We start from the raw sequence: 12804 nt of genomic DNA on the forward strand, positions 1-12804 counted from the left end.
TCTAATGGGGGCTTAGGTGTGATGTTTGCCTCCATCACGTTAAATTCAGGTTGAGTACATCCAATTCATACCCCACGATGATTCCTGGCCCCCGGTACCCGAGATTACATGGTAAGACATCTTAAATATGACATGTATATGTAAGCCTGCCGTTGGCTCTAAATTCGGAAAAAGGCATAAACTGAACTACAGTTAAAGCGTGGCCTGTCGTCGTGTCGGTTTGCGGGTGCAGCCGGCGGTCGGCCCGTTTTCCGGGGAGCGCGTCCATGCGTCATCCGACTTCAGCTGTGGTGTTGGCTTTCTGGTGGTGTATCAGTGCCACCTGTACATTGGCAGAGCAGCGGGATGCTGCCTATCATGCCTATATCAATCATGATTACGAAGCAGCAGGTCGGCTTTATGGGCAAAGTGCCCGGCAAGGTGACACGTTGGCACAGTTCAATCTGGCCATGATGATGATTCGTGGTGAATCATCCGAAGGTTCGCCACATTCTGGGGTGAGCTGGTTGAATCTGTCGGCAGAGGGAGGGTTCGCCCAGGCGCAGTTCAATATGGGTTTGCTCTATGAGCATGGTCATCTTGTACCGCGTTCGCAAACTGTGGCAACGGAATGGTTCCGACGTGCGGCCATGCGTGGTCACGGTGGTGCACAGGAAAGCCTGGCGACACAGGTCTATTTGGGACGCGGTGCGGAAAAGGATGAACGATTGGCTGGCTATTGGTATGAACAGGCAGCCAGCAATGGCGAATTGGCATCGCAATACATCGTGGCATCGATGTACGAATCAGGCGATGGGATGGAGCAAGATCTGAGAAAAGCTATATTTTGGTATACCCAGGCTGCCAAGCAAGGTGATCGCGCTGCATATGCCAAGGCGCAAGAGTTGTCACGACGATTGATGCAAGGTAACCGTTAATCATGACGTTTGCGCGTAGGCCTTGCCTGATGTTGATTTGAAGGTAGAATCCTGTCATTGTCGATATTCTGGTAACAGGCTTACACCCATGAAAAAATGGATATGGTTGACGCTTGGTTGGTTTGGCATGATGTCGGCCAGTCACGCTTCGGAAATCTTTAAGTGCATGAACCCTCAGACTGGCCGGGTAACCTACGCCAATTCACCTTGCCCGAAAGGTGAGTCGCAGACGAAGCCTGAATTGATCGAGAACCAGATCAAATTCAATTATGTCGAACCCAAGGCCAAGATTGAGAAACTGCCCGGTACGGAAGCGTTGCCAACTGGTAACGCGCTGCCACGTACTGCCGATAGCAGTGGGAAGATGGATCAGGAGCAATGTGATCAAGCCTTGAAGGATTACCGTAGTTATGTTCAATCCAAACCGGAACTGAGTAATTTTGATTTGGCCATGTCGGCGGCTGGCGTGTCCGTGCGCATGAAGTGTGGCGAGGCTGCTTTGCCGGTGCCCAAGCCTGATGCCAAGATCAAGGTTGAAAGTTTGCCAGGCGGAACCGGTTCCTGACCGGTATGCCTTGCCAATTGATACAACGCCATCCTTGAGATGGCGTTGTGGTTTATGGAAAGTCAGCGCCTGAACATAGCCGATTCAGCTTGCTGGTACTCGGTGGAATCCCTTATCAGGGCAACAGCATCCCATAATTGGTTGGTGATGGCAGGATATCTGGCCTGAAACGGTTTGCTGAAAATCAGGAAGTAGGGTTTTTCCACCAAAGGGATCGGCACCCGTTCGATTTTGTGGGTGAATTCACTGTTGCTAGCGATGGAGTTGTCACCCTCTGGTGTCAATAATGCCGCGGCAACAATCCGTTTCAGCACCAGCTTTCGCAAGGTGTCGTCAGCTGTTTTGGCGCCGTCGTCCACTTCTATATCGGCCAGCTTCAGCATGTCGGTAATCGAATAGCCGAGTTGTGTACCTACTGGGCCTTCAAGTCCCTGAAAGGTGTTGCCATCCCAGCTGACAGGGCTACCTTTGAGCCGATACAAGCTGTAGCTGTCGAACATCATGCGGCGACTTGAGTCCGGCTTACCATCCTTCATTGGATACACAGAGAATTCGGCTCGATCTGCATTGTAACTTGCCGCAAAGGCCCCGTGCATGGTGTTGTGTTTCACGTCATACAAGCAACGTTTCCAAGGCATCGGGTGCATTTCGAGCTTCAGATTGCTGGCTTTGGCGACTTGTTCCAGCATGATCAGGTTGAGGCCTTTCTGGTCTTTCAATATCCACGGAAAAGAATCTTCCCCCTCATAACACAGCTTGATGGGTGGCATGGTTTTTTCCGCTGCATGCACCGCAACAGTCAACAGGCAGATAGCCGCGGTGATCAGCTGTGCCGCTTTTATCACGCACTCGCCCCCTGTCAGACCATGCTGACTTCCAATATAGGTTTGCCAGAGTGTTTTTGCAGCTTGGTACTCATTGATTGGAGACAGGGAAGAAGGGCAGGGTTCCTGGAGAGCAACAACGCTACCGCATGGTAGCGTTGTAGAGGCGGTGGTTAGGTTAAGGGTCAGCGTTTGAAGAAAGCAGCCTCAGCCTGTTTGTATTCAGCGGATTCGCGAACGCTGGCGACAGCATCCCATACCTGATTGGCTGTACTGGGATATTTGGCCTGGAAGGGTTTGCTGAAGATCAAAAAATAAGGTTTTTCCACCAATGGGGTGGGTACCCGTTCGAGTTTGCCAGTGAATTCACTGTTGGTGGCAATGGAGTTATCACCTTCCGGCGTCAGTAAGGCAGCGGCGGCAATGCGATTGCTGACAAGCTTGCGCAACGTGTCGTCTGCTGTCTTTGCGCCATCGTCCACCTGCGCCCCAGCCTGTTTCAGCACGTCGATGACGGAATAGCCAGGTTGCGTGCCGATTGGCCCGCTCAGGTTCTGAAATTTGCTGCCGTCCCATCCAACACTGCTACCCTTGAGACGGTATAGACTATAGCTATCGAACATCATGCGGCGAGCCGGGTCCGGCTTGCCATCTTTGCTGGGATAGGCTGAAAATTCGGCACGATCAGCCTTGTAACTGGCAGCGAATGCGCCATCCATCGTACCGCTTTGTAAATCGTTCAGGCAACGCTTCCATGGTACCGCGGTCATTTCAAGTTTCAATCCACTTTTTTTGGCAACCTGCTCCATCATGATGATGTTGAGACCCTTCTTGCTTTTCAGGATCCAAGGGAAAACGTCTTCTCCTTCATAGCAAAGCTTGATGGTCGCGGGCTTGTCTTCGGCAAATGCGGTGGCGGTCAGAATGGATAGCATAGCGGTAATCAGATGTGTCGTTTTCATTGTTCAAGGTGCTCCCTGTTTAGCCACATGGATTTTCAATATAGGTAGGCTGATTGCGATTGCCTAGTGACATTGGCTCTGGGAACCCCTGCAAGCAGGATTTGGTCCGTACCCTATAATGAGGAAACACGTATATGCCCGGCTGGCGCTATATCAGGTAAAGGTGAGTGTAGCCAGCAGTACAAGCGGACGGAGACAATGATGCATCTACCCAAACACCTTCCCGAGATGCACTTGCCCAAGCATATCGCCCTGCCCGGAAAAGGTTGGGCAGGCCGGGCGAAACCGCTGTTGGGGCATTTGCTGGCCATGAATATTTACAAGAAGATTCTGATCGCACCAATGTTGGCGGTTGGTTTCTTACTGGTGACTGTTGGGGCCGGGTACTTTGCGCTAAGTCGTCAGGGAGCTGCGTTGGAAGATGTCTATCAAGTCCGGTTCAAGCAATATCAGATTACATCCCGTGCCAGTCAACAACTGGCTGAAGCCCATTCGGGTGTCTATCGGTTGTTCACTTGGTTGAAGAATTACACGGAAGCCAAAATCAAGGAAAACGGCAAGCAACTGGATAGCAGCATTGAAAAAAGCGTGGCTGATGTGCAGGCCTTTTCGCAGGCTGCCGGCTTGTCAGCCGAAGATGCCAAGGCCGCCAAACAGATTCTGGAAAAAATGGATGAGTACCGCAAAAATGTCGCACAGTCTGTCTCGGTGGCTAGTCTGGATGTGAATACAGCCATGGCAATGATGCAGGTGTCAGATAAGTTGTTTCAGGAGATCAACGCCAAACTGGTGGTATTGGTCAAGCAGCAAGCAACGCTCGCGGGGGAGTCTTACGAGCGGGCATTAGGGGTCAAGCGGACGGGGGTCATGCTGTCGCTGGTCATCGGCCTGGCGGCAGCCCTGGTGGTGATTGCTGTTTCCAACATGCTCAGTCGTGCTATCACCAAGCCATTACGCAGCGCTATCGTAGTGGCACAACATATTGCTCAGGGTGATCTGCGCCAGACAATTTCGGCATCAGGGTCTGATGAAACCGCGCAACTGCTGACTGCTTTGAAGCAGATGCAAGATCAATTGCATGCCATGATTGCGGGCATCTCGGATAGCGCTGGTCAGGTATCCCATGCGGCCCATTCGCTATCTGCCTCGACCGAACAGATTCGTGATAGTTCGCAAGGGCAAAATACTGTGGCTGCGGAGGCCGTTGAAGCAGTACAGCAAGTCACGGCCAGTATTGTTCAGGTATCGGATACCGCTCACACGGCGCGCGATGTGGCCGAACGTGCGGCTATGTTGTCCTCTCAAGGGCAGGAACTGGCGGTTAAGGCGGTAATGGAAGTCAATCGAATTGCCGACACAGTGCGATCGTCGTCAGAAAGCATTGCCAAATTATATGAGCAGTCTCAACGTATCAGTGGTATTGCCAATGTGATTCGCGAAATTGCCGACCAGACCAATCTGCTGGCCCTCAATGCGGCCATTGAAGCGGCCCGTGCTGGCGAGGCCGGCCGGGGCTTTGCCGTAGTGGCAGATGAGGTACGTAAGTTGGCAGAGCGAACTCGGAGTGCGACAGTGGAAATCAAGGACATGGTCGATGCGGTGCAAGCCGAAACCATGTCGGCGGTACAAAGCATGGAGGTTGGGTCAGGGCAGGTCAATAATGGCGTATCGTTGATCAACGGTGTAGTTGAGCCATTGGAAAAGTTGCGCAATGATGCAGGAGTGGCTTATGACAACCTGATCAATCTGTCACAGATCACAGAAGCGCAAACCAGCACCAGTAGCCAGATTGCGGATCATGTTGGGCAGATTGCTCACATTTCGCGATTGAATTCGGATGCAGTGTCGGCAGCGGCAGAGTCCGCACGTGCTTTGCAGGATCTGGCGGACCGCTTGCAAAAAGAGGTGAGTCGGTTTACCGTATAAGCGAATTGAGTGAACACAATCGCGCCCCAGGTGTTGGTACCTGGGGCGCCTTATTTTCTATGGATAATAAACACGAATCGATGATGCGGGCTGCATTGCAGCTTGCGTTGCAAGCCCAGGCGGAGGGCGAAGTACCGGTCGGTGCCCTGGTGGTGAAGGATGGTGTCATCATCGGTCAAGGTTGGAACCGGCCGATTATTGCCTCCGACCCAACAGCCCATGCTGAAATCCAGGCCATGCGGGATGCTGCCCGGTATTTGGGTAATTATCGGTTGGTCGATTGCGACTTGTATGTGACGTTGGAGCCCTGTGCAATGTGTGCAGGAGCCATCATGCATGCGCGCGTTCGACGGGTTTTCTATGGTGCACCAGATCTCAAAACGGGCGTTTGCGGCAGTGTGGTTGATCTGTTCGCAGAGACCCGGCTCAACCATCATGCCGAGGTTCTGGGCGGATTGTTGGCAGATGACTGCGCCAACCTGCTCAAGCAATTTTTCAGTCAGCGCAGGCAGGCCAAAAAAGCGGCCCATTGCTGTACCAATCATTTACACGAAGGGAAAGACATGTCGTTTATTGTCAGGAGTGCCGACTGGGCTGCGGATCGACCATTGCTATCGGTAGTGCGCCGGACGGTATTTATCGAGGAACAAGGTATTCCTGCAGAATTGGAATGGGATGTACGCGATGCCGAAGCGTTGCACGTATTGGCGCTGGATGCAGATCAGCATGCCATAGGATGTGGTCGATTATTGCCAACTGGTCAGATCGGTCGGATGGCTGTGATGGCTGATTGGCGTGGTAAGGGTGTAGGGGCGGCGTTGTTGCAGGCATTGATTGTCGCGGCACAACGTGCTGGCCATGGCGAGGTCTGGCTGAATGCACAGGAATCCGCACGAAGTTTTTATCTGGCTCAAGATTTCGTGGAAGATGGCGATATGTTCATGGAAGCGGGTATCCCACACTATCGGATGCGATTGCGCTGAACTTGCGCAATCCGGATAGGTCTACCATGATGAAACATTGGCCCATGGCAGGCCGGTTTGACCAGAAGGAGTTGACATGGACAATATGGCAGTAAGCGGCGCCAATGTGCAGGCGCAGGTACTGCAGGCAGCGGGCGTGTATGCCATGAAAGTGGCCAACAATGTCACCGCATCGACCATGATGACATTGCTATCTTCAGTGCAGCCGGCGACCTACAATAACCCACCGAACCTGGGGAACAGTATTGACGTTAAGGCTTAGAGCCGCTAACAAAGCCCTTCTGGTGTTGTTTGCAAACTGGTCGTACTTCTCGTACTGCCTTCATTTGCACGCCTAACCAGAACCACTTCGCTGGGTTTTGTTAGCGGCTCTTAAGGTCCACGATCAAAACGTGTCGAACCATTCCTGATGTCGCTGGCTTCCCGGTAGCAGGAAGGTGTGGACTCGTCTTTTTGCTTCCAGTTCGGCCATCAACTGGATGAAGGCATGTCGGTTATCAATGCCTTCATAAATCTCCATCCACGTCGCCATATCATCACACTTGCTCAATAGCCGTCCCTTCAAGCCAGCCCTGTCGACGATATCCTGCATCAATTGTTGAATCACTGGCCGAGCGGCTGCAGTATCGGTCACTCGGTAGTAAATATACAAATTCATTGTCAACTGACTGAATAAGGTAGCGTTTTGATGGTCAGTAGCGGGCCTTCCGGTGAACCCAGGTGGATACCATGTGGCAGACTGCTCATCTGGATGACGGCTAGGGCATCAACCCCGCGATTAGGTACAGGAGCAGCATTCACGATCATGCCGATAGCCTGGCCTTCCATTTCAGGGCTGTACAGTTCGGATCCCGCTTTGACATCAGGTTGGTCGATATGTACCAGATACATGCGCCGCTTGAGTTTACCCAGATATTGGGTGCGGGCAACGATCTCCTGGCCAGGGTAACAGCCTTTATTGAAACTGACCGCACCGATCAATTCCATATTGGCCATCTGTGCTACAAACTGTTCTTGAGTCGCAGGTGTAATCCAAGGTGTGCCAGCCTGAACTTCGCGTAACGACCAGCCACTTTGGCCGACAGGCGTGGCCTCGGCAGCCAGCTTCTCCCAGAGTGTTGGAGCCAGCTCGGCCTGCATTGCCAGCTGGAAGCGGTCTATGCCTAGTCGAATGACGGTCACACCATGGTGATGGATGCTGTGCATGGTGTCTGCTGGTACCTCACCTAGATGAGTGGTCAGTAGTGCAGCAGCTTGTGGGCCAGCCAAGCCCAGCAACACTAGTTCATTGCTGAGATTCTCTGCGCGGGTTTTGGTACGCAGAATGTACATCGACAATTTCTTCTGCATACCTTCGCGCAATTCACGGGGTAGTTGTAGCAGATAGTTTTCGTTGTCACGCCAGATCAGGAAGCTGGCCAACATGCGGCCTTTGGGCGTGGAGAAGCTACTCCATTGTACGTGGGTGATATCCAGTTTGCGAACATCGCTGGATAGCAGATTGTTCAGGAATGTGACGGTTTCCTCACCATGAAAACCAATGACGCCAAAAGCCGACAGATCGGCCAAGATGGTGCCGTGACTGGCTGCTGCCAGTTCTATATCAGTTTGGCCGAAGTGGGCGACCTGTTGGTTATCGAAGTGGGCACCGTGTGCAGTCAGGAAAGCTTGCCAGTTGGGATTCATATGAGGTCGAAATACCAAATCAAGTAATGAAGCCGATTATAGGGGAATTGGCCTGCAAATCGTATGCTGGCTAATTTGACGTAACCTGCTTCATTGAGTGTCGGTTGAACTGTTGGGCAAAATCTTCTGCCGGCAAAGGTGGGCTGTGCAGATAACCCTGATTTTCGGTGCAACCCCGGCTCAACAGAAAATCGCGCTGCTCCTCATCCTCCACACCTTCGGCAATCACTTGTAAGTGCAGGCTTTGCGCCATGCTGATGATAGCGGCCGTGATGGCAGCATTGTCCACATCGTGAGGCAGGTCTCGTACAAAGGATTGGTCGATCTTCAATTTGTCGATCGGGAAGCGCTTGAGATAGGATAGACTGGAATAGCCAGTACCGAAGTCGTCAATCGACAGCCGCACACCAATACCTTTCAATCGTCCCATATTGGCAATGGCAGCCTCGGCATCCTGCATCAAGATGCTTTCGGTCAGTTCCAGCTCGACCAATTCAGGTGAGCGGCCTGTCTGATCCAGTGCGTTGATGAGTTTGTCGATGAAATCCTTTTGCCGGAAATGCAGGGCTGATACATTGATCGCAATCGGGATCGCTGGCAAGCCTTGCATGATCCAGGTCTGACCTTGTTCGCAAACGGTACGTAGGACCCAGTCGCTGATTGGGACAATCAAACCGGACTCTTCCGCTACCGGGATAAACTTGGCCGGTGAAACTAGCCCGAATTCCGGATGCCGCCAGCGTATCAGCGCTTCAGCGCCGATGATGGTATGGGTGGTGACATCAACCTGCGGCTGGTAATACACCAGAAACTCTTCGCGCTCCAAGGCGCGGCGCAGGCTGTTTTCCATCATCAAGTGCTCGAACACCCTTGCGTTCATATTGTGGGTGAAGAACTGGTAATTGTTCCGGCCTGAATCCTTGGCGTGATACATCGCTGCGTCGGCATTTTTCACCAAGGTTTCAAAGTCTTCGCCATCATCCGGGTAGACCGAAATGCCGATACTGGGTGTCAGCCGCAGTTCGTGATTCTGTACTGTATAGGGCTGGGTGATGATGTTGATCACCTTCTGAGCACTGGGTGCTGCATCTTCACCATGGCGCAGATCGGTCAGCATCACAACGAATTCGTCACCCCCCAGCCTGGCAACGGTATCCGAATCCCGTACCACTTGCTGCAAGCGATCTGCAACCATTTGCAACAAAGTATCGCCGACATGATGACCCAGTGAATCGTTGATATTTTTGAAGCGATCCAGATCAATAAACAGCATGGCCAGTCGGGTGCGTGCCCGATGGGCTGCCGCAATGGCAGTATGGACCCGATCTTTGAAGAGTTGTCGGTTGGGCAACTGGGTGAGCACGTCAAAGTTGGCAAGAAACTGGATATGTTCTGCCTGGGCTTTACGTTCGCTGATATCGGAGAAGGTAGCAATGAAATTACAGATGTCGCCATTGTCCTTGCGTAACAAGGAAATAGTCAGCCACTCCGGAAATATTTCGCCATTCTTGCGACGGTTCCAGATTTCACCTTGCCAGTAATTGGTGGCCTTCAGTTCAGTCCACATTTCGCGGAAGAAGTCAGTACCGTGTCGGTTGGACGAAAGTAGGGACGGGTTGCGGCCAATCACTTCATCACGGGTGTATCCAGTGATTTTGGTGAATGCTTCATTGACTGACATGATGCGGTTGAAACGATCGGTGATCAGAATTCCTTCACCTGTGCCTTCGAACACCTTGGCATTGAGTCGCAATTCTTCTTCTGCCTGCTTTTTTTCACTGATATCGGTCAGGGTGCCAATCATTCGAATTGGCTGGCCTTGTTCGTCCCATGTGGTGACCTTGCCACGTGCAAGCACCCACCGATATTGGTTGTCAGCCAGGCTGAGTACTCGGTACTCACAAGCATAATGTCCATCTTCCTGTTGAAAACAATGCTCAATGGCTTGATAGACGCGTGGCTTGTCTTCAGCATGAATACGCTGCGCCCAATCCCCCAGGGCGTGGCTTAAGGGGTGTTGCTCACTGGCACCCAGAATGTTCTCATACTGACGAGAATAGAACGCTTCATTGGCGGCGATATGCCAATCCCAGACGCCATCCCGGCTGCCTTCCAGCGCAAAATGCCATCGTTCTTCGCTTCGTCGAAGTGCCGTTTCGATACGGTGATTTTCGATGGCAATGCCGGCTAAGCGTGCCATTCGTTCGATGGCCTCGGATTCGGCCGGGTTGGGTAATCGATTGTCCCGGAAATACACGCCTAATACGCCGATTACCCGATATTGCTTGGATTCGATTGGATAGGCCCAACAGGCCAGCAACTGATGCTGCAACGCCAGCTCACGGTTCTGTGACCAGACGATATCGTCGCCAATATTGTCGACATTGATGGGTCGTTTCAAGACGGCTGCTGCTTGGCACGAACCGTTATATGGGGTTGCTGCCATGCCCTCGGTAGCGCGGACATAGCCTTCTGGCAACTTGCCAGTGGCCAGATAGCTGAGTTCTTTGCTGTCTGGTTTCAGTTCCTGCACACAGGCGAGGGCGCCAGGCAGTTGTGCGGCTAACGAGAGACAGAGTGTGTCAAGTGTGATTTCCAGAGGCTGTCCACTGGCGATCTGTTCCAGCACCTTGCGTTCACCGGCTAACAGTCGTTCGGCATGTTTACGCTCGGTGATGTCCTGTGCCGTACCGCGCAATCCGGTGATGCGGCCGTCTGAGTTGATGCGGGGATAACAAGTCAGCCAGATGTCGGCGAAACGTCCATCTTTCAGGCGAATACGGTACTCCAGCGAGGTACGATGTCGGTCGTGCATGACACGTTCCAGCTGGGTACGAGCCATTTGTCGATCATCCTCGATGATCAGATCGAAAAAGCGGGTCAGGGTAGGGGTGAACTCCAAGGCACGAACATCATGCAAGTGGTACATAACTTCCGACCACCACATTTCATCCGTTTCCGTCATCCACTCCCAGTTGCCCAGTTTGGCAACCAGCTGGGCATCAGCCAGCCTTGCTTCGCTGCGGAGCAAGGCTTCCAGTGTGGTTTTCGATTCGGAAATGTCAGAGATGGATCCTGCCATGCGCAACGGGTTGCCCGCATCATCCCATAAAGCCTGGCCACGCAGCCTGAACCAGCCAAATTGTCCATTGCAGCGCTCCATCCGGCATTCCACATCGAATGGCGTTTTCACGCGCAGATGTGATTCAAGATAAGCAACTACCTGATCGCGTTCATCTGGGTGAATATGGTCGATAAGTGTGGCGAATTCGTCACCCATGCCCTCCGGGCCATAACCCAGCATGGCGGCGAAACGATCTGAATAATGTACTACTTGGCTGGCAATATCCCAGTCCCATAGCCCATCATTTGAGCCATGAACGGCCAATTGATAACGTTCTTCGCTGACGCGCAAGGCCCGCTGCGCTTGTTCACGTTCGGTGACGTCGATCATCAGCTGCACTTCCCCTTTATCGTCGGCAAAGCCCGCCATTTCGACCAGGCGTTTGGAACCATTACGATGAATCAGTTCAACCAGTCGACGGGTCGAGAAGCCTAGTTTGCGATCCGCCTCATACAGCTCTCGCATCACAGATGCTTGATCTTGGTAGACCGCGGTGAACCAGTTGTCCAAGGAGCGAATCTGTTCTCTCGGATAGCCTATCAGTGCTTCCGCTGTTCGATTCAGCCAGACCTGATCTCCTTCTATATATAAGGCGCCTGCTGGCAGTTGTTCCACCAGGTGCTGTAGTCGTGCTTCACTCTGGCGAAGTTGTGTTTCAACCCGAACTCGCTCTGACAGGTCGATATCCACACAATACATCAGCGGTTCACCACCGCTCAGACCTGGGTACATCAAATGACTGGAGAAAATGTTGACAGTTTTGCCGTGCTTGGTGACCAGTGCCAGTTCACTGGCAGGAATCGGAATATTGCGGTGAAACCAGTTTTCCACCGCCTGCTTGACTTGCTCGCGCATAGCGGGCGGAATGATCAGATCCTCCAGCAAGCGGCCAATCGCTTCATCCCTGGAGTAGCCGTAGAGCCTTTCTGATGCGGTATTCCAATATACCACCCGTCTTTCACGATCGTAACCCTGAACGGCAATCTTGTTCATGGCGTCGAACAACTGCTGAAGGTTGGCATCAATGGCACGTAATGGGGGCGAGCTCGGCTTCTTGCTGAAGAAGGGCATGGCGTCAGTCGTTTCCGTTGTATCGGAGATCAGAGGTAATCAAGGTTGGCACTCATTGGTGCGAGTGAACTATATATAGTTATATTGGTTGGCGCAGTCGTTTGCCAGTGTGGGCTGCGTGAACGAGCTGGCTGACCGATGAAACAGGGCAATATCGACTTCCGCTGTCTGGAAAACAAAAAGACGATACCCGAGGGTATCGTCTTGAATTGGCTCCCCGAGCTGGGCTCGAACCAGCGACCTGCGGATTAACAGTCCGTCGCTCTACCGACTGAGCTATCGGGGATCGGTAGAATTTTTTTTCGCAACCACGTGTTAAGGTGGTATTGAAGTATATGCCAAATTTGATGGCTCCCCGAGCTGGGCTCGAACCAGCGACCTGCGGATTAACAGTCCGTCGCTCTACCGACTGAGCTATCGGGGATCGGTAGAATTTTTTTCGCAACCACGTGTTAAGGCGGTATTGAAGTATATGCCAAATTTGATGGCTCCCCGAGCTGGGCTCGAACCAGCGACCTGCGGATTAACAGTCCGTCGCTCTACCGACTGAGCTATCAGGGATCATCGAAAAAATTTGCCAGTTGCTGTTTGTGAAATATGCAACTTGCATTAGAATTTGGCTCCCCGAGCTGGGCTCGAACCAGCGACCTGCGGATTAACAGTCCGTCGCTCTACCGACTGAGCTATCGGGGATCAAAGAAGGCGCGTATATTAATGACCTTTCGAATGTCGGTCAATAGCTAAGA

10 protein-coding genes, 4 tRNA genes and 1 pseudogene are annotated in these 12804 nt (G+C 52.4%); 6 read left to right on the forward strand and 9 right to left on the reverse strand.

All coding sequences use genetic code 11. The features are described from left to right. Nucleotides 1-266: 266 nt before the first annotated feature. The gene (locus FFS57_RS11065; protein WP_137937859.1) at nt 267-917 is read left to right on the forward strand and encodes a tetratricopeptide repeat protein; all 651 of its coding nucleotides are present in this window, start codon (nt 267-269) and stop codon (nt 915-917) included. Between the two features lie 88 nt (nt 918-1005). After that, nucleotides 1006-1482 (forward strand): DUF4124 domain-containing protein, encoded by a 477-nt coding sequence (locus tag FFS57_RS11070; RefSeq protein ID WP_137937860.1) that lies wholly within the window; start codon nt 1006-1008, stop codon nt 1480-1482. 62 nt (nt 1483-1544) lie between these two features. On the opposite strand, the gene FFS57_RS11075 is transcribed toward FFS57_RS11070, so the two are convergent. Beyond that, nucleotides 1545-2327, reverse strand: a complete 783-nt coding sequence (locus FFS57_RS11075) for a substrate-binding periplasmic protein (protein WP_137937861.1) — start codon at nt 2325-2327, stop codon at nt 1545-1547. A 164-nt stretch (nt 2328-2491) separates the two neighbouring features. Beyond that, nucleotides 2492-3268 carry a substrate-binding periplasmic protein gene (locus FFS57_RS11080; protein ID WP_137937862.1) on the reverse strand — a complete coding sequence of 259 codons (777 nt, stop codon included), beginning with the start codon at nt 3266-3268 and terminating at the stop codon, nt 2492-2494. Between the two features lie 198 nt (nt 3269-3466). On the opposite strand from FFS57_RS11080, the gene FFS57_RS11085 reads away from it, so the two are divergent. The 4 genes and pseudogenes from FFS57_RS11085 to FFS57_RS11095 all read left to right on the forward strand — a co-directional run bounded on the left by FFS57_RS11085 (nt 3467) and on the right by FFS57_RS11095 (nt 6439). Then, the gene (locus FFS57_RS11085; RefSeq protein ID WP_137937863.1) at nt 3467-5194 is read left to right on the forward strand and encodes a methyl-accepting chemotaxis protein; all 1728 of its coding nucleotides are present in this window, start codon (nt 3467-3469) and stop codon (nt 5192-5194) included. Nucleotides 5195-5253: 59 nt separating this feature from the next. Next, nucleotides 5254-5715 (forward strand): annotated as a pseudogene (gene tadA / locus FFS57_RS25800) (tRNA adenosine(34) deaminase TadA); the annotation flags it as partial. A gap of 42 nt (nt 5716-5757) precedes the next feature. Then, nucleotides 5758-6177 carry a GNAT family N-acetyltransferase gene (locus tag FFS57_RS25805; protein WP_171013854.1) on the forward strand — a complete coding sequence of 140 codons (420 nt, stop codon included), beginning with the start codon at nt 5758-5760 and terminating at the stop codon, nt 6175-6177. A 76-nt stretch (nt 6178-6253) separates the two neighbouring features. Further along, nucleotides 6254-6439, forward strand: a complete 186-nt coding sequence (locus FFS57_RS11095) for a putative motility protein (RefSeq protein WP_137937865.1) — start codon at nt 6254-6256, stop codon at nt 6437-6439. Between the two features lie 123 nt (nt 6440-6562). On the opposite strand, the gene FFS57_RS11100 is transcribed toward FFS57_RS11095, so the two are convergent. The 7 genes from FFS57_RS11100 to FFS57_RS11130 form a co-directional block, all read right to left on the reverse strand. Then, nucleotides 6563-6835 carry a DUF4936 family protein gene (locus FFS57_RS11100; RefSeq protein WP_137937866.1) on the reverse strand — a complete coding sequence of 91 codons (273 nt, stop codon included), beginning with the start codon at nt 6833-6835 and terminating at the stop codon, nt 6563-6565. 2 nt (nt 6836-6837) lie between these two features. Beyond that, entirely contained in the window at nt 6838-7863 is a 1026-nt protein-coding gene (ygfZ, locus tag FFS57_RS11105) for a CAF17-like 4Fe-4S cluster assembly/insertion protein YgfZ (protein ID WP_137937867.1), read from the reverse strand. Between the two features lie 70 nt (nt 7864-7933). Beyond that, the gene (locus FFS57_RS11110) at nt 7934-12058 is read right to left on the reverse strand and encodes an EAL domain-containing protein (RefSeq protein WP_137937868.1); all 4125 of its coding nucleotides are present in this window, start codon (nt 12056-12058) and stop codon (nt 7934-7936) included. A 210-nt stretch (nt 12059-12268) separates the two neighbouring features. After that, nucleotides 12269-12344: transfer RNA gene (locus FFS57_RS11115), tRNA-Asn, on the reverse strand. A 62-nt stretch (nt 12345-12406) separates the two neighbouring features. Further along, nucleotides 12407-12482, reverse strand: a tRNA-Asn gene (locus FFS57_RS11120). 61 nt (nt 12483-12543) lie between these two features. Then, nucleotides 12544-12619 (reverse strand) — tRNA-Asn (locus FFS57_RS11125). Between the two features lie 56 nt (nt 12620-12675). Next, nucleotides 12676-12751, reverse strand: a tRNA-Asn gene (locus FFS57_RS11130). Nucleotides 12752-12804 lie beyond the last annotated feature (53 nt).

Source organism: Chitinivorax sp. B, assembly GCF_005503445.1.
Lineage (GTDB): Bacteria > Pseudomonadota > Gammaproteobacteria > Burkholderiales > SCOH01 > Chitinivorax.

Excerpts from the sequence above, each read along its gene's own strand:
- FFS57_RS11065 (WP_137937859.1), top strand. The coding sequence starts at position 267 with ATGCGTCATCCGACTTCAGCTGTGGTGTTGGCTTTCTGGTGGTGTATC.
- FFS57_RS11070 (WP_137937860.1), top strand. The coding sequence starts at position 1,006 with ATGAAAAAATGGATATGGTTGACGCTTGGTTGGTTTGGCATGATGTCG.
- FFS57_RS11080 (WP_137937862.1), bottom strand. The coding sequence starts at position 3,268 with ATGAAAACGACACATCTGATTACCGCTATGCTATCCATTCTGACCGCC.
- FFS57_RS11085 (WP_137937863.1), top strand. The coding sequence starts at position 3,467 with ATGATGCATCTACCCAAACACCTTCCCGAGATGCACTTGCCCAAGCAT.
- FFS57_RS25805 (WP_171013854.1), top strand. The coding sequence starts at position 5,758 with ATGTCGTTTATTGTCAGGAGTGCCGACTGGGCTGCGGATCGACCATTG.
- FFS57_RS11095 (WP_137937865.1), top strand. The coding sequence starts at position 6,254 with ATGGACAATATGGCAGTAAGCGGCGCCAATGTGCAGGCGCAGGTACTG.
- FFS57_RS11100 (WP_137937866.1), bottom strand. The coding sequence starts at position 6,835 with ATGAATTTGTATATTTACTACCGAGTGACCGATACTGCAGCCGCTCGG.
- ygfZ (WP_137937867.1), bottom strand. The coding sequence starts at position 7,863 with ATGAATCCCAACTGGCAAGCTTTCCTGACTGCACACGGTGCCCACTTC.
- FFS57_RS11110 (WP_137937868.1), bottom strand. The coding sequence starts at position 12,058 with ATGCCCTTCTTCAGCAAGAAGCCGAGCTCGCCCCCATTACGTGCCATT.